The organism is Crocinitomicaceae bacterium (assembly GCA_016708105.1).
In the GTDB taxonomy this organism is placed as follows: domain Bacteria; phylum Bacteroidota; class Bacteroidia; order Flavobacteriales_D; family Crocinitomicaceae; genus JADJGJ01.
The window spans coordinates 373826-398382 of record JADJGJ010000002.1 but is presented as its reverse complement, the minus strand read 5'-3'; the positions used below and the strand labels follow the sequence as shown (position 1 = coordinate 398382).

The following is a 24557-nucleotide window of genomic DNA, read 5'->3' as shown; positions in this document are numbered from 1 at the left end:
CCGGTGAATGTAAGATATCAAACTAAAGATAGGTTATTTTAAAACGCGGTCTTTCAATTCTACGGCAGAATTTTTATTAGCCAACTGCCCACAAGCGGCATCAATATCTTTCCCCCTGCTTCTGCGAATATTCACAATTAAGTTGAGTGATTCCAAAAATTTTGCAAAACTATCCACCTTATCACTGTCAGCCTGCTTGAATTTTCCGTCATCAATTGGGTTATATTCAATGATATTAATTTTTACGGGCACATTTTTACAGAATTTAGCCAGGTCTCTGGCATCTTGCATTGAGTCATTAAAATCTCTGAAAATAATGTATTCAAACGTAATGCGTGCATCAGTTTGTTTGTGAAAATAACGCAAAGCATCAGCAAGAATTTCAAGATTATTTGTTTCATTGATATTCATGATTTCGCTTCGCTTTGTATCATCAGCGGCATGTAATGAAAGAGCCAGATTAAACTTCACTTTATCATCACCCAGACGTTTGATCATTTTAGCTACACCGGCAGTTGAAACGGTGATTCGTTTAGATGAAATATTTAATCCAATTTCAGATGTGATGTGTTCAATTCCAAGTAATACATTGCTATAATTGAGCAGTGGCTCACCCATTCCCATAAACACAATATTGCTCAGGTGCTGACCATATTCTTTTTCAGCCAAACGATTGAGCAACAAAACCTGATCATAAATTTCACCGGGACTCAGATTTCTCAGCATTTTTAATTTACCTGTTGCACAAAATTTGCATGCCAGACTACAACCCACTTGTGACGATATACAAGCAGTAACCCTTGTTGGAGTAGGGATTAAAACTCCTTCAGTAATTCTATTATCATGCGTTGTGAAAGCACATTTAATGGTTCCGTCATTACTTTTTTGCAAATCAGAAATAGCCAAACAATCTAAAAAATAATGTTGATCAAGGAATTCAACCAATGCTTTGGGCACATTTTTCATTTCATCAAACGAGCGAATACCTTTTTTCCAAATCCATTCATACACCTGTTTGGCGCGGAATTTTTTCTCCCCTTGATTTTCAAGTAGAGTAATTAATTCGTCTTGTGAGAGATCACGGATGTTTTGTTTGACTTGTGACATAATACAATCACAAAGTTAGGGTTTATTCAGTGATTCAGAAACATAGTAATTATTGGCTCTGCTTATGGCGTTCACCTCATCCCCTTCTCCCCTAACAAGCGGTTGGGCTTAAACTTGCGTTGTCCCTTGAGCCCGTATTGAGCAATCGTTTGTCTAATATGATTTGCTGCATCATCTACCGAATCAGTCATTAAGAAAAGATCCAAATCAGAAGAATTGATTGTTTTGTTTTCAACCATTTTATCAATGTGGATTTTGAGATGCTGATGATATTCGGTGCCCATCACAACCACCGGGAATTTTTCCATTTTACCGGTTTGAATCAAGGTTAATGCTTCAAACAATTCATCCAGCGTTCCAAACCCGCCGGGCAATACAACAAATGCGTATGAGTATTTAGAGAGCAACACTTTGCGCACAAAAAAGTATTTTATATTTACCCATTGTTGTACATAAGGATTTGGTTTTTGCTCCATAGGCAGAACGATATTGCAACCAACAGAACGGCCACCGGCTTCATGCGCACCACGATTGGCAGCTTCCATAATACCGGGACCTCCACCTGTCATCACCGTAAAACCTTCACGCGCTATAGCAGCGCCCATTGTTTTGGCCATTTCATAATACGGATGATCTTCTTTAAACCTGGCAGAACCAAAAACAGTAACACAAGGACCAACAAAATGTAATTTTCTGAATCCACGAATAAACTCACGCATGGTTTTTAAAACAAAAGTGAATTCTTTCCATCTAGATCGGGGGCCATCGAGGAAGAGCAGGTCGTCGGATGTCGTGTTTTGATTTGCCATGATAAAACTTCAATGATTGCAAATTTAAACTCAAATGCTGTCGGCAATACATGATTAATTTCATAATTGCATTAAATCAGCTGACACGAAAAAGGTCAGGAGATATAAAAGAAGAGCAAATCTGTGAGGTTATTTACTAAAGGTAAATTGAGTGATGGTGAACTTTGATTTAGTGTCAAAATGATTTCCGTACAAAGCAACAAATCCAGCTTTTCCAGTTCCATCTGAATACGGCACTAAATCAGCCACGTGAGCATTATAGAGATCATCATTTTTAACTATGAAAGCCCTATCGGTATTCAAATCAAATTTATTCAAATCAAATTCAACAAAATAAGGATACCCTGAAAAAGCTGAATAATCAGATGATGAAATTCCGGAAATTATCAAAGCATTTTCATTGAGTTGAGTGACACAATGCGCTTCACCAATATTTGCATTAGAAAATCCAAAAGTACGATAACATACTTTTTCAAGAGTAAGCACATTATTTTGCCATTCAATTCTACCAATTGCTAAAAAACTTGTTCCGTTTTTATGCCCAGAACCTACGATGTACGTATTATCCCCATCTTTTACTAAACCACCGTTGACAAAATCATCAACATCAAATAGATTTCCTTGCCATAGTTTAGCGTTAAGTGGTTTTTTCTGAAATAATAATTCTGTAGAAACAACTGTTTGTTGAAACCCATCACCTCCAAAAGAAATGAGCACGTGAGTGTCATTCAAGTAAATGACGTTAACACGGATAGAAGCCTGATTAGTTGATGTAATGAAACCTTCAGGCACTTCAATTGCCAAATCATGTAAAATGACTTCACTGGGATTTGAAAGTTTTTGCACACTGAGACCCAAATACATTTTTTGTGCACCATTCACCCAGGCATGAAATAAAAACACGGAGCTGATTTCAGTACCATTTGAATTCTCCGCTATATCCAGAAAATCAACCGCCGTGCCAGTACCTGATCCGGTTTTCCAAGTATCCATTTTTGCACCTGCGTAGTCAGGATTGGATGAATAAGCTCTATAATTCAACATTGGGTCATCTAATTGAAAATGTACATTCAATTCATCGTCCATCAACACTAAATGATCTCTTCCACAAGCTGCGTAACCACCACCTTGTAAGGCAATAATTTTATTCATGTAATCAGTACTTGAGATTGAATTCTCTGAATAGGTATTTGCTGTGGGATAATTAAATTTTTTCAAGTGAAGATCACCATCAAATCCCTTTTCAAGACTCATTAGTTTTCCGCTTTGTGTCAGGCATAATGACATGGATGAAAGAAAACTGATACTGTTAAAAATATTAATATCATAGACCGAATAAGTTTCAGTCTTGGCACCAACATAACTTGTACCACACGTTTCCGGATCAACCTCCAATGAATAATCACCTGTGGTTCCTTTTGTATAGAATGCCCCGTCTTTATAAACTATAGTTCCGAGTTGTTCATTACAGTATTTTCCGGTCTTAGCATTCAATACACCCAATGCATCACTTTGCGGCTTAATCAAAAAATACTTGCCATTTCGCAGTATTGGTTTATGGTTAATATCTTCAACTTCTTTAAAATAAAATGAACCATAATCAATCAATGTTTCGAGGTTTATCAAATTACCGTTTTCAGCATTAGATTTTACAACTAGTATATTTTCGTTCTGGTAAAATATAAAATCTTCCATCTTACGTCCAAAATAATTTGCCTCAACACCAAAGCCCATATTAACTACTTTTCCCTTAACATACAATTTGTTATCAGTGCCAAGAAAAATGTCATTCCCAAAATCAAACTGAACATCGGCAATAAAACCTCCTATGGGTTTGCCGTTTATATCAAATAACTCACCTGAGTTTGGATTTTTGATTGCCCAATCGTTCAAGTCTTTCATAGGTTCATCACCAATTAACTGACCTCGAAATTCATATGGACTTCCTTTAACAAAAGGTAGAAGCTCTACAAAATTTGTGTCTAATACTACAGATCCACCATCATAGATAACCAACCAATACTCATTGGCGCACTTACTTCCAAAACCCTCTGTAGATTTAAGCTTTGATGAGGCGAGCAAGATTTTTCCATCCTTCCATGATCTTACATCAATTAAAATTTGATTAGTAGTCAAGTCAACAATCCAGTCAATATCCTCTGTACCTTCTCTGCTGGCTAATGCAAATAAATTTTTGATCCGTTCTCCATTCATGCATGAATAAAGTTTAATTGGTCTACCGGGTAACCACCCGGCCGTTTGACCTTTCGGCTTGTAATATGTTCTGTCCTTCCAGTAGCAACCTTTACAAGGCTCAATAGCGTACTCTCTTTCAAATTGTGCCAGCACAACCAAGTTGTTTAGCATAAGAATAAGAAGCAGGAGCATTTTTTTTACCAGGCCAGAAATGGATATACGTTTTTTCATAATTAGAATTATTATGTATTTGAAATTATTTTTTCACTCTATTGAAATGATTTTGCATGTATTATGATCTAAAATTATTTCTTTGATGAAGCGTCACCAAATCAAATTCACAAACGGGCGAAATGAATTCACAAGCAGCAAAATGAAAACAAGAAATGTGAACCCCCGGTGTATACCGAGTACATAAAAAAGAAAGCGAGAACATGATGTCTCGCTTTCGTGGTGGGCCCACCTGGGCTCGAACCAGGCACCTACTGTGCCGATAGCTATCGGCAGAGTCAAGTGCTCTTGTTGAATTTCATAAGGAGTTTTTCCGTCATTTCCGGATATTTTGTAAGATTTTGAAGATAGACTTTGCTTTTCATTGACTTAATATGAAGTTCTATTTTTCTAGCTTGACTTAATGATTCACACGCTATCTGAAAGAATAATTCCCAGTCATTCGTCGCTGCCGTAAAACGATGATTCCCGTGGTGTTTTGTGTTGTGCTTTTCAATTCGTTGCTCAATAGTATCACTGGTTAACCCAATGTAGTGTTTGCCTAACTTTTTGCTATACAAAATATATACCGAGTACATAAAAAAGAAAGCGAGAACATGATGTCTCGCTTTCGTGGTGGGCCCACTTGGAATCGAACCAAGCACCTACTGTGCCGATAGCTATCGGATATTGTCTCAAATCTAACTAAAAACAACAAAACCATCAAAAAGCCACAAATTCAGTGGCTTTCCCTCCTTTTTTAGTTTATGCCTGTTTGGATGTCTTTCGGCTTCTTTCGACGGCTTTTGTTACCCATTTGTTACCCAAAAATATTTCAAGGATCACATGAAGGTTCATGAACCCTTCAGACGCTTTTGCGATTTCGGATATTGTATCGCAGGGGTAATGTTTAACCTTAAAATTAGAGAAAATGGGAGTTTATTTAAGAGAAAAAAAATTAGGGAACGGACAGGTATCTTTTTACCTCGACATTTACCATAACAAACATCGGTGGTATGAATTTTTAGATATTCATGTCAATAGGAACAAACCTACTCCAGAAGACAAGGAGAAAAAATTGTATGCACAGCAAATTAAAATCAAAAGAGAAAACGAATTGATTGTTCAAGACAATGGGTTAATAAATAAGAACAGTCAAAAAGCCGATTTTGTAAAATGGTTTGAAAAATACGCCGAACAAAAATCGCACAACCGACTTTACAAGCAAACCTTGAACTACCTGAAAAAGTATTTAGGAAATCGCCCGCTGACTTTTCAAGCTGTGACACCGGATTGGATTAAATCTTTCATTGCTTATCTGCTTACCAACATGGGCAACAACACCGCGCGTCATTATGTCAAAAGCATGAATACGGCATTGAAGGACGCGGAACGAGCAGACATCATCCGCAAGAATCCATTTAGTTTAATTGACAGAAAAGATCTGGTTAAGAAGCAGGACAGTTTCCGAAAAGCTTATTCGTTGGAAGAATTGCAACATTTGATTTGTACACCATGCGCCATTCATCCGCAAATTAAACAGGCATATTTATTTAGTTGTTTTTCTGGCTTGCGTTGGAGCGATGTAAACTGCTTGCGGTGGGATCAGATAACTGCAAAGAAAATTGACAAAGTAGAAACCTACTTTATTTACTTCCAACAAGAAAAAACGGATGCCATCGAGTATCTACCACTTTCTGACCAAGCGACTGAAATTATCAAGCGCAGAAGGCAGCAACATTTGAAAGAAGAACCAAGTGTGTTTGTTTTTCCGGCTATTAAAGAGTACAATAAAAATGGTGCAATGAACCGAAAGGTAAACTACCATCTTAAAACGTGGGCTGAAGCTGCCGGATTGAATCGAAAGCTAATGCACTTCCATACTGCACGCCACACCTTTGCAACCAATGTTTTGGAACATTGTCCTGAAGGTGACTTATACACCGTGTCAAAGCTATTGGGGCATAAAACAATTCAGGCTACGCAGATTTATGCTAAGATCAGGGATAAGAGAAAAATGGCGGCGGTAAAATCGCTTCCTTCATTGAATTTATTAGCATAAGCAACTTTATTAGAAAAGCCACCAGAAATGGTGAATTATAGACTTACTTGACTCACCAAAGTCTAAAAACGTATGAGAGGAGCCCAATTTGGGGCCTCCTCTCTTTGCTTTAATGGATGTGGCTATTCTTATTAATTAGCTTAATATTGAATACTGCAATCCCGCCAGGTAGATTTTTAAAGGATAGCGGAAGCTAATTTTCTTTTGGCACGCCTAAAACACGCAGGGCTTCGTCATAAGCGGTAAACATACTCCCAAGTTTAACCGGATCGTTTTGAAATTCTTTTTGAATTAAGAAGGCAACACCACGGAAAACTTTTAGTTCCTTTTGCCCCTTTAATAAGCTTACAAATAAGTGAGTGCCTTCTTGAATTAATTCCTTTTCGCTTAAACTTGAATCTGAAGCAATTTCCTTTAAAAATTCAACACAAGTATATATATTAAGTTCATTTGGATTCAGTGAAACGGAAAGATTAGCAATACAATTGTCATAGAAATTCTCTTGGCCCTTCCGCTTCTTGTCGAATTCTAATTTGATAAGTTCATTAGAAATTGTGAGACCAATATATTTACTTTTAACAAACTCGTATTTGTACTTGGATTCTTCACCAAGCGCTAGTTCGACATATTTCTCGCTACTAATAATTTGCCCGTTTTTATAGTTCAAAAATTTGAGAAAAAAGGCGTCATCGGAGATCAATATGCCATCATTCTCAGTAACTACGGCTAACGTATCAATAAGGTAGTGTACGATTGGCAGGTCGTCAAGCTTCTGGTCTAATTTTCTGCTTAAGTCCAATTTTGACTCAGCTATGACAACAGTACATTTTTTATCAATAAATTCAAGGAGATTATTAAGGTAGGCCACATTATTTTTGTAAACATCTTCTGGTTTTACAGAATGTACAATTCCAGCGGTCGTAAAAGTAATTGACATTTCTGGCCTGGGCAGTGCGTTTTCTTGTTTTAAATAATCTTTGATGAAATCACGAATCGCAGCAGAGATTAAAAACTTACCGGGGAATTCCGTTTTAACTTCCCAATGAATTTGAAAAATGATAAGTAGAGATGAAAAATCTAATACAAGGTTCCGTTTAGTGAGGTCAATTTGTGGAAAAGCAACTCTCGGAATAATAGTAAATCCTTCTCTATAGCGTGTCAGATTAAAATAACCTTGAATGTGATTAGATGAATAGTTAACAGCTACCAATTCCGAAAATGATAATTTGTTACTGTAATATTTCTGGAATGCATTTTCAGCGTTATTTTCCCTTTCAGCCGCATCCGCCCCAACAGTCGACAGAAGAGTCTCAATAAGTGCATTTGGGTTATCTTTTTCAATCTGGATACTTTGCATTGGCATGCCTGAATGAGGGTCGTTAGTAACCTCATCCATAATCAGCTCACTTAAATGAAGGTACTTATCCATAATTCGCAAAATTCTAACGGTGTCAGTAGTTCCGACCATCTGACGTTTAATCGAAAAGACATCATTTACATGCTTACCCAGCAGCTCCTTTGCAAGATGATTACCCTCGACTATCTCAATGAACTTCGCTGATTCTTTGTTTAGCTGATATTTGACAAACCATCCTATTTCGACAATCTCGTTTTCTTTTATCAGCTGCGACGGAAGGCCAATAGATAACATAAAATATTCCATTCTTGCCGGCTTATTTTCTTTCTCGATGGCAAATGGATATAAAACATCCAAAGCAATTCTATGGTGATTATTTTCGACCAGTGCTCTGCTGACAACACTCGCATTATTATAGAACTTGAATTTGAAAGTCCTAAATTTGTCCACTAACTCATTTATTTTCGATGTCTTTTGATCCATGTTGCTGCGACTTAGACTAACGAGATAAAGACTCAGAAAGAATTCTTGGTCCTTAGATTTGCTCGATTGGAATTCACATATTTCAACGCATCTCTCCCAATCGAGCACTTGCTTGCATAGATTGGCTTCAATCATTAACAATTCTTCGTTATAAGAAAATTTAGTACGCCAAACTTTTAATAACCTCAGCAGTTCTTTGTGATTACTTTTTGATTTATGCAGGGATTTTATGTAAATCTCCAACTCTTGGGATTCCACATCGTCTCTGACAAACTTCTGGCAGAGCTCAGCCGTTATCTCGAATTCATTCAATAAAAAATACGAATAAGCCACGTAATAAATCCAAGGAGACTTTGATTCTAAAAGAAACGTTTCAATTTTTTTTAAGTTCGTAATTGTTTCAGTATCATTATTTTTTCTTGTAATTGCGCAGAATTCCGAAATTAGATTCTTTAAGTGGTCATTTTCAAATTCTTTATCCTTGAGCGTTTCGTAGACATCAATTTCGTTTTCTTTGTAGTGGAAATAGAGATGGTTTTGAATATCCAGGATTTGAGAACAGCGATTTTCATCCACGAAAGTAATTTTTGAAATAAACTCCCTCGAACACCTTGCAAAATTTTTAATATCACCCTTCTTTAAAAAACAAATTGCTTCTAGAAGAACAATTTCAGCAGATTTATCCTTTAGGCTATTTATGACCTCTATAGCTAGGTCAAATTCCTTGACGTGTTGAAGCGTGTTTCCTGTCATCATAACGTAAGGCTCATCTTTCGTAGTCAAACTTGAAAAAACGAATTTCATTTTGAGGGCAGATTCCTTTTGTTTCAAAATTATAAAGTCTATATAATGCCGGAATAGCTCAAATAATTGAAAATCCAACCCTATTTCCGAATCTTTTATATCATCTAAAAATTTATCCAATGTCGGTTTAACTTGCCTTAACAATTCAATATTTCCTATGTACGGTCGATTTAAATCGAAACCCGTCGTTTGGAGTATTTTTGTAACTGCTGTAGTAATAAGAAACATCTTGGTTTTATAAGTGCTAAAAGTTAGCGTCTCGTCGTTATATTCAGATAGTTCAGGGATAATTGCGAATTTTTGGTATGCCTCCAATAGATCCAAAAATTGAGGATTGGAACGTGTGTTGAAGTATAGAATTCTTTTGAAGTCCATTTTTTCAATCACAATTTTTGGAACAGCCATCAGTTCTTTTCTCAAATCGTCAGTGGTTGATATAATGACTTTAACAACCCATGCCATCAAATTCAAATTATCCTCTGCGAGGATTTCGTCGATTAATCTTTTAGACTCATTCAACTCGCCAATTTTAGCATATCCAAAGCAAGCCCATTCTTTAAATAACTTAGAAGTGGCGTCCAACTTATGTGCATTTATGAATGCCCGATATACCGCCGTATCTCCTAACATTCCATAACATTGGGCTTTTAAGAATTCAATGCTAGCCTTAATTGTATGATGCGGGTTTGTATTATTAATAACGAAACTGTTATTTAGCTCATTGAGTAGGTCAAGAGCTGTTTGTGGCTTGAATTTCTCCATGCTTTCTCTGTAAACACTGAGTTGTCTCCTCCATTCAATCTCTAATTTCTTATCTGAGTTTATTAGATTTTTTTCCAGATAATCCATCATTTTCTTTTGGCCGTCATCAAGGACATCAATTTTCCTCTCAATATTTTGGAAATGTCTAATCACAATTTTGAAACGGGCTTCATCCTTAATGTCTTTCACATGCGCATAGGCTGAAGGGAATTGCGCAAGAGCTTCATTATATTTCTCAAAAAATCTTTGAAGTTCAGTGTTCTCCAGATGTACATTGATTTGTTGGTCCGGGTTTTCAAATAGCTCAGTGAAATATAATTTTATGCGATTTTGATTTCGCCATCTTATCCAGACATTAGGCGACCATAATTTTAAAGCCTTCTTATAAGCTTTTTTCATTTGATACTTCACTTCTCCTTGCGGTCCTTGAATCAATTTCAGCGCGATTCCGGCAGCCACTTTAATGGCAAAGCTTGATAAAGGGTCCATAATTTTTGGATTCATAAATTTTAATTTGCTTAGTACCTTAGATCAAAAGTTGCCACATTCAGTTGACGACGTTTGAATTGATTATAAGTTGTTCACTGCCATAAGACTCGAAAAACAAACGACTTTTTTTGTCAACACTATATTCCTGAAAGCCAAATAAGCCTATAAAGATAATTGAAAGGATGGTTGCGATTGAAAACAATTAATCTTCAAGTTGATCGTTAGAACTCATAAAATTAATAATTTTTAATTTACTTATAATCAATTACTTTTGATGATATTAGTCTCAATATGAGACGTAGTTGTTTAAGCAATTTTTACCTGGACTTCAGAGCCATGATCTTTGCGAGAAAAGTATATGAGTGTATTCAGAGTAAAATATTACAGGACTGGAAAAGCGAGAGGTGCTAGAGGATTTATATCTCTGCATGGACGATCTTACGAAGACGTGTTAATCAATCAAGCCTTTGACGATTTATGCCAATCGGTTTATCAACACACGGATAGGTATGTGTTCCTCGATAACTTCGCTTTTGTTAAAAGAATTCGAGCCAATTCCAAATTGTGCATTTATCAAGTCATGCTCTTTGATTGGCGTGACAAGACAAAACTTCTAGCCGAATATCAAGTCGAGATTGAATGTGAAATTAATGATGGCCTAACGGACATTTTTGAACAGGATTGCGAATTTGCGCCTGTACCAGAGAAGACGATGTCAAAGCCGCTAAAGGAAAAATCACCTACCACATGGCTTATGCAAGAACCGAGAGCGGTGAGATGGTTTTTAATTGAGCTATATTATTCGAAGAGTCTTAAGGCATTAAAAGAAACCAGGTCCAAAGCTACTTATCACCGAAACTTAAAAATATGTCAGGAGAAGGGATATATCGTGAGAAATAAACTGGTGAAACGGATATTTGTCAATAAGACCGTTGACAGGGAGGTCGAACATAAATCGAGAAAGCGCAAAGTGATTATATTTTAGATTTAAAAGAAGAGGGTGATTTCGTTTCACTTGAAAATGAAGTGATTTGGAAAGAACCTTGTTGATGGTTTTGAAAGTATCAATTGACAGATGCAGCATTTACTTTAACAATAATTAGAATAACTTTTCCGCTATTTCCGCGTTCTCCAAGAAACATTCACTTAGTAGTCCAAACCCAATCCGTCAACTATGGATAAATCCCTCGAACTATACCTGCCCCTAATGGCACTAACTGAAATAACATATTTCGGCCACAACTACGCCAAATTTCAAGAAGGTGTTATGAGAATAATGGACATGAGAAACCAATACGCTTGGGAAGATGAGATCCTCGCCCGTCATGGCAAAGGTACAATGTTAGAAGTGACTGAAAATGTTGAAGCGCGATACGTATCCGCAGGCAAGAAACTCAGGGATGGTAATGAAGTAAACGCATGGTATGATACCTGCGCAGATACTCATATAACCGAAAAGGATAAACTCTACAGTGCCTTTTTTGTCTACAAAATCCGTCACATTGACTTAATGGACATTGACGATTTCCTGGATTATCATTTGCTCAATCACTTTAGCAACGACTTTGAAAAATTTTGCCGGTTCCTGACATTAGCGTTGCGGAAATATGGCAATGACCTATTGGAAAGAAATCACTTTTTAACTGCTTCTGAATGGGCGCAGCAAAAAGACGCGGAAATGAATTCGGCGACTGACGATGACAAGGCAATCAAAGTAAAAGGAAGACCACAGCGCACGTCTGAGGATAAACTCACGGCATTAAATCAGGAACAAACGGTTCTTCTGATCCGTCTTTTACAGGAATCAAAAGGCATTTTACAAGGAGATTTTTTGAGTAATAAGCTCGCTGGCCAGGCATTTCACATTTTAACTGGCTTTAGTGCGGATACAATCCGTCAAAAACTGTCAACTACGGAATTGGAACCCATCCGAAACCGTAAAAACCTGACCGAAGTCGATAATTTTTTAGCTAAGCTTAGAATACAGATTGGCAAGGAGTTAAAGGATAAAAAGTAAGTATCCACGACCTTGCCTGAACCTTCAGGAACCCTGAAAAGGGCTACCCTTATCACGATCTTTGTAGTGAATATTCACTTAATATTTTACTACAATGGCACTATCATTTTTGACAAATCTCGACGAAAAGGAATTCAAAGCATTCCTGAAAGAGGCAATTCGCGAAGTCCTGCAAGAGGAACTTACTAAACAAACAGAAACATCATCTCATATCCTTGATGTGAGGCAAGCAGCTAAATTCCTGCGGTTGCAACTTACAACACTTTACGAAAAAACTTCGCGTAAGCTCATTCCACATTTCAAAAAAGGGAATAAACTCTATTTCAATCTTTCTGATCTGCAAAAATGGATCATGGAAGGAAAAGTAAAAACTACCGGCGAAATAGACGGTGAAGCAGCAACCTACGTGCTGACGACAAAAAAGTAAATCCGTCAATGACACATTGAACGACAAACAATTTTAAAAAACAATTTTATGGCTGAGGAAAAGAAAGAAGAAGAGAAAGCTGAACAAGCTACCTATACACAAACACAGGTGTTGACCTATTCCGGTCTCGCTGCTTTGGTTGGTGGTGTTATCGGTTACTTTATTGGTGAACGCCGCGGTGAAAAGAAATCGAATGAAAAATTCGAGAAGGCCATCACTAAAATTCTAAAAGCAAATGGCAAGAAAAAGTCCAAAGCAGATGATGAAGACTCGGATGATAAGGTGTTTGAATTGTAAAACGTCAATAATCTGTATATGACACATTCATGTAATCATTGCAAAACTGAGTTCCGGCAGAGACGTCGGAACCAGTTTTATTGCACACAATCGTGCAGGCAGTTAGCGTATGTTGAGCGAAAATATTCAACAAATCCAGTTGAGCCGAAGTCTACGGATCAATTGGCCGGACTTGCAAATATGCTGGGTAAAGTAAATCCGGAAATGCTAATGCAATTATTAAGCAGTGCCGTCAATAATCCGTCAATGACAGATAACTTGACGAATAAATCAGAAAGGCCTATAAAATCCCATGATTCTACACAAAATCCGTCACAAAACGTCAATGACGGATTGGAGAAAAAGCAAAAAAAAGACCAGACTTTTATCAAGAAAGCAAACGAAACGGGAGAACCAACAACATCAACACAATATAATGACACGGTAATTGAAGCGAAAGATGTATTTGAGCTTATGCTGCTTCACAAGTTCACGATTCCAATACCTCCAAAGGGTTATGTGCGCCTTTTATTTCCTAACTGGTCGAATAAAGAATGGGGGCTTTCGCAATATGTCAATGAAAAAATGTTGGAAATTTTTAAACGTTTGTGTTTGGCGTCACGAAATAAAATCATCTCCCATCGAGAACTATGTAGTTGTTATGACCAGATTCGTGAATTTTGTGACGGTTCAATTGCTTACTGTCTGCCTGAAGATTATCCATTTAAACAATTCTTGCGATTTTTGATGATTCGTTTACTGTCATTGATGGAAGACGCAAAGAAAAAAAAGCGAATTAAATTTAAAATTTCAGAAGAACTAGACGAAATGTTTACAATTTTGAACGTTCAGTTGAGAACTCAAGAATAAATCCGTCATTGACGCCAAGCACCGATATTAGGCCATGCTACCCGTTATCATGCTGACAATTGGAGTTCGAATATTGAGAAAATAACACCTTCCCTCATCACAATAGCTGCTGAATATTGTCAATTCTGCCAATAATTCATTAACTCAGAATTACTTCAGAATTAACCCTTAATTTTAGCTCATGAAGATTTTGTTGATTGAAGATGAGCAAGCATTGGCTGAATCGATAATCGATTACTTGAAACACGAGGGTTATATTTGTGAACATGCATCAACATTTAATACCGGTGAAGAAAAGGTTGTGCTTTATGAGTACGATTGTATTCTTGTAGATATCACCCTGCCGGGAGGAAGTGGTTTAGACATAGTGCGCAGTCTCAAAAAGCATAATCCACGAACGGGTCTTATTATTATATCAGCTAAAAACTCCGTTGACGATAAAATTACCGGACTTGATTTAGGCGCTGACGATTACCTGACAAAGCCATTTAATCTTGCAGAACTTAATTCACGAATTAAATCTTTGCTTAGGCGCAAAAAATTCGACGGTCGATCAGATATAATTTTTAATGAAATTTGCATAAACCCTGATTCAAAATCTGCACTCATTCATGGTGAATCATTGAATTTGACAAAAAAGGAATACGACTTGTTGCTTTTCTTTATCGCTAATAAAAACAGAGTCCTTACAAAAGAAATAATAGCTGAACATTTGTGGGGAGATGACATGGACATGTCTTCCTCATTTGATTTTATTTATACACACATTAAAAATCTGCGAAAGAAAATGCTAGCAAAGGGTGGTGAAGATTATATCAAAACAGTTTATGCCGAAGGTTATAAGTTCAGTGAACCATGAAATTACTTACTAAAAACACGTTTGTTTCTTTAGTTGTTTCAGTGATCGTCTTTGCGGTCGGTGGTTTTGTCTTTTACATTCAACTCACAAATATAATTGACGAGGAATCCAACGAAGAATTGCTTGAAAAAAAGAATGAAGTTTTGCAATTTGTAGCAAAGAATAATCGACTTCCAAATGAGTTAACCGGTGAAGAGTTTATGGTATTTCTGCCGTCCACCGAAAATACGCTTGATTCTTTTAGCGATACGCTTATATACAGTGAAATGCAAAGCGAAAATTTGCCCTATCGAATATTGAATTTTAGTTTACAATTAAATGGACAAAATTATCAAGCCAGAATTTGTGATGCTGTGCTTGAACAGGATGAATTAATTGAAACAATTTTCGCATCGTTTGCCTTGATTATTTCGGCATTCATTATATTGTTGTTGACAGTAAATTATTTCTTTTCAAAACTCATTTGGCGTTCTTTTTTCAATACAATTGAGGAGATTGGAATTTTCCAACCATCACAGAACAATTTAATTGTTACAAAAAAATCCACCATTTTGGAGTTTCAACAATTGAATGACGCAATACAATCAATGTCTGTAAAAATCAGTAACGAATTTAAAAATCTGAAAACTTTTACCGAAAATGCGTCGCACGAATTACAAACTCCACTTGCTATTATTCAATCTAAGACAGAAAATTTATTGCAAAGTGTAGGATTAGAACAAGCGCAGATGAGCGAGTTGATTGAAATTAATCGTGCAATTGCAAGGCTGCGAAGAATTAATCAATCATTAATTCTATTAACTAAAATTGAAAATAACCAATTTACTATTACTAATCAAATTGATTTATCAGAAGTGATAAAAGACAAAATAGAATTGTATGATGACCTGATAAAAATGAAAAAAATCAGATTATCTACTTCACTAATTTCAGTAAAAATTCCGTTCCATCCTGACTTAGCCGATATTTTGGTTTCTAATTTGTTAACCAATGCTATTAAATATTGTCCTGAAGAAGGAGAGATAAATATTGTTTCAAATGAAAACAGTTTGGTGTTCTCGAATTCTGGTGAAAAACTTATCTCAAACGGAGAACAACTATTTAAGCGGTTTTACAAGGACAATATCGATTCAGAATCTACAGGACTTGGATTGGCGATTGTTGAAAGTATTTGCAAAATGCACAACTGCAAAGTATCTTACAATTTCATTTCAAATTTGCATCAGTTTAAAATTGAATTTTAGTCTATCCGTCCTATTAAGTCTGTTTTTTTAGTACTTCAGATTTGCTTCAGAAACGTAAACTAATATTGTACTCATACTAACAAATAACTTAAAATTATTCATTATGAAAAAATTGCTGATTTATTCATTTTCTATCCTTGCTTTCGTTGCATGCGAAGAAGGAGAACATGGTTTGTTCGATAAAAAAGATAAACCATGTCCAACAGTTGCTACTGAAGACGTGCCTACCGCTGTTAAAACGGCTCAAGAACGCGATTACGCAGGTATTGCAGTAACTACCTGGTTCAATGTTGATGGTAAAGGTTACACGGCCTTATTTATCAAAGATGCAATGGAAACAAAGGTATATTATGACAATAGCGGAGCGATTCTTAAAACAGAAGTTGAAGAAATTGATGTTGAAGAAAACGATGCTGAAGAGAATGATGGTGAAGAGGCAGATAACGAAGAAAGTGATGATGATGGATGCGAATGTGACCTGAACGAAGAAGGATAACATTAAAATTTGAAGGATAGAATTGTTTTCACAAAAAAGAAAAACGAATCCGGGTTTGCTCGGATTCGTTTAATCTTCATTCGTAATTTCTGTTATTATTATTAAGTATTGAGCAGAAACAAAACATTTACCAATAACTAATTATTAAAATTGAACAAATGAAAAATCTATTATTTTTAACAGCATTAATCCTTTTCGGATCATTAGCATACACTCAAAAAATTGAAGAATCGGCTGTGCCGGATAGCGTTAAATCAGTATTTAAATTGGCGTACCCAGAGGTCACCACTGCTAAGTGGGAAAAAGAACGAAATGGCGATTACGAAGTAAATTTCAGAGTGAATGGGAATAAAAACTCAGTTACTTATAGTCCTTCAGGAAAGGTTCTTGAAACCGAATTTGAAATAGCTGTGAGCGAGTTGCCGAAAGAAGCCTTAGCTTATATAGAAAAAAATTACGCTGGGCAAGAAATTACAGAAGCTGCAAAAATTACATCAGCTGACGGCAAAATAAAATATGAAGCGGAGATTGGTGGCAAAGATATTTTTTTCGACGTGGACGGAAAGTTGATTAAATAAAATTGCGAGATGGATTTTACGACTTGATAATTTAATGATTGATTTTATTGTGTCGTGAAATTGCTCGTTGTTTATTTATTTACCAGATGATTTGAATTAATCCAAATAAAATTGAAATGAAATTGAAATCGTTCATAATACTATTCGCATCTGTTTTAGGCCATCAAGTACTTTTTGGTCAAGAGAAAAATATGCGCACAAAAGATGTGCCTGCGATAATTCAAAATTATATATCTTCAAATTATCCTTCGGCTACCAAACTGAAATTCTATGTAGAAAAAGGCGAAGATTTGATCCTAATAGAAAGTGAATTTAGTTTTAATGGCGAAAAATATTCCCTCGCTTTCAAAAACGACACATTAATTGAAATTGAGATTTTTAGAAATTTCGTCGCAATTCCCTCTAATGTTCAAGCGACAATTACAGTTTCTTTAGACAGTCTCTTTTCGGCGTATAAAATTATTGAATGCCAAGAAGTGAATCCTCAAACAAATTTACGTTATGAAATTTTGGTAAAAGGGACTTCTGAAAAGTCAACGAACTATTTCGAATTATTCTTTGATTCGCAAGGAAGTCTTTTGCGGAAAGTTGAGGTTGAAGCTGAACCAATACCATCACAAAATTGACACTATGAAAAAACTTATTATAGTCATTTCGTTTGGTCTTTTTGGTTCAGCCTCTATGGCGCAAAATTTGACCTTTTTTGGATTTTTACCTGCCATTAATCAAACCGGAAAAATTACAAAAAAAATAAACTACAATTTTTTTGCTTCCACTACAATTGACGGATTTGATCGAGTTATAAATGGCATAGATTATCCGGCAACCGATTTTCAATTGTATATCCAACCTAGTATTATATACGTTTATTCTCCAAATCTCAATTTTGCAGGAAGTTATACTTACCAACGGAATAATCCGTTAAATAGCGCTTTCTCTAATGAGCATCGTTTGTGGCAACAAGTTATTTTTTCATTTCCTATTTCTAAAGGTCGCTTAATAAATAGGTTTCGATTTGAAGAACGCTTTACACAAAACAAGAATTTAGCGACTTACCCGTTATCTACTCGTTTTAGGTATCAGGTTGGTTTTAATATGCCTTTGCAGGGTAAAACACTTGAAAAAAACGAGTTCTATTTTAACACTTACAACGAATTCTATTTTAGTCTGACAGGAGCCAAGAATGCAACTTTCAGTGAAAATTGGTCATACGTAGGTGTTGGACTTAATCTGGGAAAAATGGGAAAAATTGAACTTGGTTATTTATTACAGACGGCTACTCGAAATCAACAGCACGATCTTCGTCTGTTTAATCTTGCCCAAATAATGTGGGTTACAAATTTTAACTTTGACAAAAAGAAAAAGTGATGATTTGAATGTTTTAAAATACACTCAAAATTTCAAAAATTGATGAAACACTTATTAATTAAATCAACTTTCGCACTTTTACTTTTCACCATGTGTGATTTGAGTTCAGTTGCTCAGGAAACGTCTATAACAATTTCAGGTGTGGTAATAGATAAAAAAACACAAGCCGTTCTGCCGTTTGTTAAGGTTGTCTTAAAAACAGCAAGCGATAGCGTTTTTGTTACAGGAACAATTACCAACGAAGAAGGTCGATTTACAATTGCAGATTTAAAACCCGGAGATTATTATTTGGCATTTTCTTTCATTGGATATCAATCCAAAAGTGAACCTCTGTATGTTGGAACTCTTAGTGAATTTTTAAACTTAACAACGGTGGAATTAGATCAATCGACTTCTGTTTTGGGCGAAGTAACTATTAGCGTAAATCAAGATGACATCAGTATTAAAATGGACAAAAAAATCTATTCTGTCGAAGACAATATTTCTCAAAGCGGTGGGTCTGTTTTACAAATGCTTCAAAACTTACCCGGCATTACAATTCAAGATGGTAAAGTGCTTTTACGCGGAAGTGATCAGGTAACAATTTTAATTGATGGTAAACAAACTTCCTTAACAGGATTTGGCGGTCAATCCGGACTTGATAATATTCCGGCATCTTCTGTAGAACGAATAGAAATTATTAATAATCCGTCAGCAAAATTTGATGCTAATGGAAACGCAGGAATTATTAATATCATAATGAAAAAAGAGAAACAGGAAGGTTTTAATGGAAAGGTGGGACTTTCAACCGGGCTAGGTTCATTATGGATACGTAAAGAAAATTTACCAACAATTCGACCCCAATATCAGTTTACCCCAAAAATAAATCCGTCACTCTCGCTGAACTATCGAAAGAATAAAATCAATTTATTTTTTCAAGGAGATTATTTATATACCCAAACATTAAATAAAAATGAATTCGTGACCCGCACGTATGACGATGGCACGATTATAAATCAACAACTCAAACGGAACAGAAATACAGGATTGATTGCGATTAAGACAGGGTTTGACTGGAACATCAATGAACACAATACGTTTACTTTGTCCGGATTGTTTAGCAGTGAACGAATTATTGATCGCGGTGATCAACCTTTTTTTAACGAAGACTTGTCTGACCGTTACCGCCTTTGGCAATTTCTCGAAGATGAATTAAAGACAACCATTATGGCTTCTTTATTTTATCAGCATAAATTTAAACAGCCGGGACATTCGGTAAACTTTGGCTTCAATTACACGTTTCACCGCGAAGACGAAAAATATTTTTTTGATAATATTATGCCATCTTATACAGGTTACGACGCCTTCAAATTAATTTCAGATGAACAGGTTGCAGATTTTAACATTGATTATGTACAGCCTTTAAAATATGGTCGAATTGAAGCAGGAATCAAATTGAGAAGAAGAGAAATTCCAACAAACATGCAATTTATTCCAGGACTGAACTCTCCGTTAGATACAAGTGCAGGTGGATGGGCTACATACAGCGAAATAATTCCTGCCATTTACGGTAATTACATTTTTGAAACAAAAAAACTGGAAGCTGAAATTGGTTTACGGGCTGAATATGTAGGGTTGCAGTATAACGTAAATCCGAATCATAATACTTATAAAAGCGATGGCTACAATTATGCTCAACCTTTTCCGACCCTCAGATTTGCCTACAAATTCAATGACAACAATAAATTGTCTGCATTTTATAATCGCCGAGTCGACCGACCAAATGAAGTTGATATTCGGATTTTTCCAAAATATGATGATGCAGAAATAATAAAAGTTGGAAATCCTGCGCTGCGTCCACAGTTTACAAATTCGTTTGAACTCGCATATAAAACAAATTGGAAAAAGGGCTATTTCTATTCTGCTCTTTATCATCGCATCGCAGATGGAACGATTACAAGAATTTCAAGTACGGTAGCCGGGAGTAATTTAATTTATGCGATTTTTCAAAATGTGAACCGAAGTTACAGCACAGGGATTGAAATTATGTTTTCGCAAAAAGTATCAAAGTGGTTTTCACTGAATTTAAGTGCGAATGCTTATCACAATCAAATTGATAGTTTTACTGTAATAAATCTGTATCCAGTAGTTCACAGTTTCACAGCCGGAAAACAAGAAATAATTTCAGGAAACGGAAAATTGAATTGTATCTTTCATTTCGAAAAGAATTTTGACGCACAATTTACAATCATTTATCTAGCCCCTGACCTTATTCCTCAGGGTAAAATTAACTCACGATTTACAATTGATATAGGTCTGAAAAAAAACGTTCAAAAAGGCAAGGGTGAATTTTTTCTAAATGCAACTGATCTTTTCAATACAATGATTATTAAAAAAGAAATTTTTGGAGACGGTTTTAGATATACAAGTACCGATTATTATGAAACCCAGGTTATAAGAATTGGCTACAGTTATAAGTTTTAAAAATTCTCCTTTAAAACCTTTTTAAAGGATTAGACAATAAAAAAATGGCAATCCATTTCAAATGATGCTGTGATTTTTTTTTGAAAATTAATTGCCAAATTATTACTCAATAAATTGTACTATTTGTTATTCAAAACTTCAAGTTCCGTTTGGGATTGGATCATTATTAATGACTCAATGCTTAATGGCATTAATATTTCCCTTTTTATTCTGGGATTGTTTTGCATAATGATTTCTATGATGAAGTTTTTATCCTGCATAATTCAATCAATTAAATTTAAAGCGTTGAATTCTTACCGCATTTAAAATTGCAAGAAGCGCCACGCCAACATCGGCAAAAACAGCTTCCCACATCGTTGCTAATCCACCTGCGCCCAAAATTAAAACAATCGCTTTCACTCCAAAAGCCAATCCAATATTTTGCCAAACAATTTTTTTGGTCGTTTTTCCGATTTTAATTGCGGTAACAATTTTTGAAGGATGATCAGTTTGAATAATCACGTCTGCAGTTTCAATCGCGGCATCACTTCCAAGTCCGCCCATTGCAATGCCCACATCACTCAAGGCTAAAACAGGCGCATCATTTATTCCATCTCCTACAAATGCAAGTGTTCTTAATTTTTCATTTTTAATTCGCTCAACATGTTTCACTTTTTCTTCGGGCAATAAATTTCCGAATGCCTGATCAATTTTAAGTTCTCTTGCAACCTCATCTACGACTGATTGCTTATCACCCGAAAGCATCACCGTTTCAATTCCCATTGCGTTTAAATCCTGAATTGTTTTTTTTGCATCGGGTTTTATTACATCAGCGATGGTAATATATCCTGCATATTTTTCTCCAATTGCAACAACAACAATTGTGTCAACAATCTTATCCACATCAACAGGATAAACAATGTTAAACTTCTTTAGCAATTTTGTGTTACCTGCCAAAATCACAGCTCCATTTAATTTTCCTTTCAAACCATGTCCCGAAATTTCTTCGACACTATCAATATCAATGTCTTTAAACTTTTTATCACTTTCCGCAACAATTGCCTTTGCAACAGGATGAGTTGAATTTGATTCAAGCGCAGCGACAATATTTAAAAATTTTTCTTCCTGCATTGTTTCAGCCTTTACTTGCTGCACTTTAAAAACGCCTTTTGTGAGTGTTCCGGTTTTATCCATTACTACTGTATCAACTTTTGTCATCAGGTCTAAATAATTAGATCCTTTAAAAAGAATTCCGTTGCGCGAAGCTGCACCAATACCGCCAAAATATCCAAGCGGAATTGAAATAACCAATGCGCAAGGACAAGAAATAACTAGAAAAATCAACGCCCTATAAAGCCACTCTGAAACGGAATATTCACTTACAAAAAAATATGGAATTAGAACTAAAAGTGTAGCTAACAAAACAACAATCGGCGTATAAATTCTTGCAAATTTTCGGATAAATAATTCTGTTTTTGCTTTTCGTGAAGTTGCATTTTGAACCATTTCTAAAATTCGGCTGATTGAACTATCTGCGAATTTTTTTGTGACTTTAATTTCGATTACTTGATCTAGATTAATCATACCAGCCAAGACATTTCCATCTTTGTAGATTGTATCCGGTTTACTTTCACCTGTTAAAGCAGCTGTATTAAAACTACTTTTTTCCGTTAGTAAAATTCCATCCAACGGAATTTTTTCCCCGGCTTTTACAAGAATAATTTCGTCAATTGCAATTGTATCCGGTTTTGTGGTGATTGAATTTCCATCGCGTAAAACCGTTGCGGTATCGGGTCTTACATCCAGCAGTGCTTTTATACTTTGTTTAGCGCGCTTAACCGCAGCAGATTGAAACAATTCACCAATTGCATAAAATAACATGACAGCAACCGCTTCAGGATATTCCTCAATTCCAAATGCACCGATAGTAGCAAGACTCATCAGGAAAAACTCACTGAAAAAATCACCCTTCAGCATTGCTTTGAAAGCATCTTTAAGAACGGGAATTCCAACCGGTATATAGGCAGAGATGTACAAAATTAATCGAGGAGTTCCTTTGAAAAATTCGGGTTGAATAAATTGGTCGAGGACAATTCCTAAAAGTAATAAGACAAAACTGACTATTGCTGGAAGATATTCTTTCCAATGAGACACATGCTTATCACCGTGCTCATGAGAATGATCGTGACTATCATCTGCTTTAGCATTAATTTTCTCTTCTAACGAACAACAAGTCATTTGACCATGTTCGTCGTAAGTGTGTTTATGATTTGGATCTATATTCATGTTGTGGTTTAATAAATCTCAAAGTACCCCGCCCCGAAAACTAATTATTAGGTTATGAAAAAAGGGGCAGGGACTTTGATTTTTTTTTAATGTGCGTGTCCGCCTTCCGATTCGCTATTTTTCATTTTTGCAAGAATGGCGTATGCACCTTTAACAGCAACTTTTGAGCTCGCATCAAAACCATCAGGTAAAACTATTTGAACATAGCCCAGGTCAAGTTCACCTTTGGTTACTTCAATCATTTGAAAATGGTAGGCCGCAGGCTCCTCACCTTCACCACCGTGTCCATGTTCGTCGTGTCCTTCTTCAGATTCTCCTTCGTGTTCTTCATGTCCTTCCTCGTTATGTCCTGCGTGTTCATCAGATGTCGGATCTCCCTCTGTTAATACAAAAATATAATCCTTTCCTTCAAAGTGTACTACGGCCTCTTCAGGCAAGGAAGTTACTTTCGCCGAATCTGTTTCAATAACTGCGTTTAAATACATACCAGGAATTAAATCCATATCGTCTCCTTCAATTTCGCAATGAACCTGAATACTTCTATCGTGGCTAATTTCACGACCGATTAATTGAATTCGCGCAACGCGCGACTCTGTTCCATCCGCCAATGTAAAAAGTACCCGTTGACCAATTTCCAAATTCGGAATATCTTTTTCAAAAATGGTCAGTTCAACATGGAGTTTTTGTGTGTTAACAATTTCGAAAAGTACATCAGTAGGATTTACAAAAGCACCAATATTTGTATTCACTTTTGTAACGTAACCCGAAATGGGTGAGTACAAATTCACTGTATTTTGAATTTCTCCTTTTTCTAATTCTGTGATAGAAATGTTAAGCATTTGCAATGTTGCTTTTAGTCCTTGAACTGTAGCTTTAGTTGTATTGTAATCTGCTTTCGCTTTTTCTAGTGACTTTCTTGCATTCACATTTTCTTTCGCCAATTCTTCTTGACGTTCATATTCAGATTTTAGAAATTCAAGTTGACTAACATTCTCTAGATAGTCTTGCTGCAATTTAATGTAATCAGGGTGTTGCATCACAGCAACAACTTGACCTTTTTTAACAGGCGAACCTTCAAGCAATTTTGTTGATTTAACAAAGCCTCCCATTGGTGCAGAAATACTTATCTTACTTTGGGGAGGTGTATCTAAGAAACCACTTGCCGGAATTGTTCCACTGATCGTGCGCATTTCCACATTACCCAAACCAACTTCTGCGGATTCATATTGCGACTGAGTTAATTCAACAACATCTTCGGCATCTTCGTGTTCGCCTGCATGCTCATCTACTTTTTCCTCCGCACTTCCACCACATCCAAAGAGTGAAAGAGAGATAATAAACAAATAGAAGAATTTACTTCTACTCGTTTCTATTATTTTATTTTTTATAATCGTTTTCATATCTTCCTTTTTTCT

General features: G+C 35.9%; 19 protein-coding genes. 12 read left to right on the top strand and 7 right to left on the bottom strand.

Annotated features, from left to right (window positions below; translation table 11 throughout):
- Positions 1–33 precede the first annotated feature (33 nt).
- The 4 genes from rlmN to IPH66_12970 form a co-directional block, all read right to left on the bottom strand.
- Complete coding sequence (gene rlmN, locus IPH66_12985; protein MBK7130259.1) at positions 34–1107, bottom strand: 23S rRNA (adenine(2503)-C(2))-methyltransferase RlmN; 1074 nt, start codon at positions 1105–1107, stop codon at positions 34–36.
- 71 nt (positions 1108–1178) lie between these two features.
- Positions 1179–1916 (bottom strand): TIGR00730 family Rossman fold protein, encoded by a 738-nt coding sequence (locus tag IPH66_12980; protein MBK7130258.1) that lies wholly within the window; start codon positions 1914–1916, stop codon positions 1179–1181.
- Positions 1917–2045: 129 nt separating this feature from the next.
- The gene (locus IPH66_12975; protein MBK7130257.1) at positions 2046–4343 is read right to left on the bottom strand and encodes a hypothetical protein; all 2298 of its coding nucleotides are present in this window, start codon (positions 4341–4343) and stop codon (positions 2046–2048) included.
- A 278-nt stretch (positions 4344–4621) separates the two neighbouring features.
- Entirely contained in the window at positions 4622–4921 is a 300-nt protein-coding gene (locus tag IPH66_12970; GenBank protein ID MBK7130256.1) for a GIY-YIG nuclease family protein, read from the bottom strand.
- Between the two features lie 332 nt (positions 4922–5253).
- On the opposite strand from IPH66_12970, the gene IPH66_12965 reads away from it, so the two are divergent.
- Complete coding sequence (locus tag IPH66_12965) at positions 5254–6384, top strand: site-specific integrase (protein ID MBK7130255.1); 1131 nt, start codon at positions 5254–5256, stop codon at positions 6382–6384.
- A 193-nt stretch (positions 6385–6577) separates the two neighbouring features.
- Here the strand turns inward: IPH66_12965 and IPH66_12960 are convergent, their stop codons facing one another.
- Complete coding sequence (locus tag IPH66_12960) at positions 6578–10294, bottom strand: hypothetical protein (GenBank protein ID MBK7130254.1); 3717 nt, start codon at positions 10292–10294, stop codon at positions 6578–6580.
- A gap of 1159 nt (positions 10295–11453) precedes the next feature.
- Here IPH66_12960 and IPH66_12955 point away from each other — a divergent pair.
- From IPH66_12955 to IPH66_12905, 11 genes are all read left to right on the top strand, one after another.
- On the top strand, positions 11454–12296 hold the full coding sequence (locus tag IPH66_12955; protein ID MBK7130253.1) for a hypothetical protein: 843 nt from the start codon (positions 11454–11456) through the stop codon (positions 12294–12296).
- 94 nt (positions 12297–12390) lie between these two features.
- The gene (locus tag IPH66_12950; GenBank protein MBK7130252.1) at positions 12391–12723 is read left to right on the top strand and encodes a helix-turn-helix domain-containing protein; all 333 of its coding nucleotides are present in this window, start codon (positions 12391–12393) and stop codon (positions 12721–12723) included.
- Positions 12724–12771: 48 nt separating this feature from the next.
- Positions 12772–13020: a hypothetical protein gene (locus tag IPH66_12945; protein ID MBK7130251.1), complete on the top strand. Its 249-nt coding sequence runs from the start codon at positions 12772–12774 to the stop codon at positions 13018–13020.
- Positions 13021–13182: 162 nt separating this feature from the next.
- Positions 13183–13869 carry a hypothetical protein gene (locus tag IPH66_12940; GenBank protein ID MBK7130250.1) on the top strand — a complete coding sequence of 229 codons (687 nt, stop codon included), beginning with the start codon at positions 13183–13185 and terminating at the stop codon, positions 13867–13869.
- A 181-nt stretch (positions 13870–14050) separates the two neighbouring features.
- A complete protein-coding gene (locus IPH66_12935; protein ID MBK7130249.1) occupies positions 14051–14728 on the top strand; it encodes a response regulator transcription factor in 678 nt (225 codons plus the stop codon).
- A complete protein-coding gene (locus tag IPH66_12930) occupies positions 14725–15972 on the top strand; it encodes a HAMP domain-containing histidine kinase (protein ID MBK7130248.1) in 1248 nt (415 codons plus the stop codon). The genes IPH66_12935 and IPH66_12930 overlap by 4 nt, the downstream gene beginning before the upstream one ends.
- A 103-nt stretch (positions 15973–16075) precedes the next feature.
- Positions 16076–16468 (top strand): hypothetical protein, encoded by a 393-nt coding sequence (locus IPH66_12925; protein ID MBK7130247.1) that lies wholly within the window; start codon positions 16076–16078, stop codon positions 16466–16468.
- Positions 16469–16626: 158 nt separating this feature from the next.
- On the top strand, positions 16627–17046 hold the full coding sequence (locus tag IPH66_12920; GenBank protein MBK7130246.1) for a PepSY-like domain-containing protein: 420 nt from the start codon (positions 16627–16629) through the stop codon (positions 17044–17046).
- Positions 17047–17162: 116 nt separating this feature from the next.
- A complete protein-coding gene (locus IPH66_12915; protein MBK7130245.1) occupies positions 17163–17672 on the top strand; it encodes a hypothetical protein in 510 nt (169 codons plus the stop codon).
- A gap of 4 nt (positions 17673–17676) precedes the next feature.
- Positions 17677–18414 carry a DUF2490 domain-containing protein gene (locus tag IPH66_12910; protein ID MBK7130244.1) on the top strand — a complete coding sequence of 246 codons (738 nt, stop codon included), beginning with the start codon at positions 17677–17679 and terminating at the stop codon, positions 18412–18414.
- A 42-nt stretch (positions 18415–18456) separates the two neighbouring features.
- Positions 18457–20877, top strand: coding sequence for a TonB-dependent receptor (locus IPH66_12905; GenBank protein MBK7130243.1), 2421 nt, complete (start codon positions 18457–18459; stop codon positions 20875–20877).
- Between the two features lie 267 nt (positions 20878–21144).
- Here the strand turns inward: IPH66_12905 and cadA are convergent, their stop codons facing one another.
- Both cadA and IPH66_12895 read right to left on the bottom strand, forming a co-directional pair.
- Complete coding sequence (cadA, locus tag IPH66_12900) at positions 21145–23142, bottom strand: cadmium-translocating P-type ATPase (GenBank protein ID MBK7130242.1); 1998 nt, start codon at positions 23140–23142, stop codon at positions 21145–21147.
- An 86-nt stretch (positions 23143–23228) separates the two neighbouring features.
- Positions 23229–24542 (bottom strand): efflux RND transporter periplasmic adaptor subunit, encoded by a 1314-nt coding sequence (locus IPH66_12895; protein MBK7130241.1) that lies wholly within the window; start codon positions 24540–24542, stop codon positions 23229–23231.
- Positions 24543–24557: the final 15 nt, after the last annotated feature.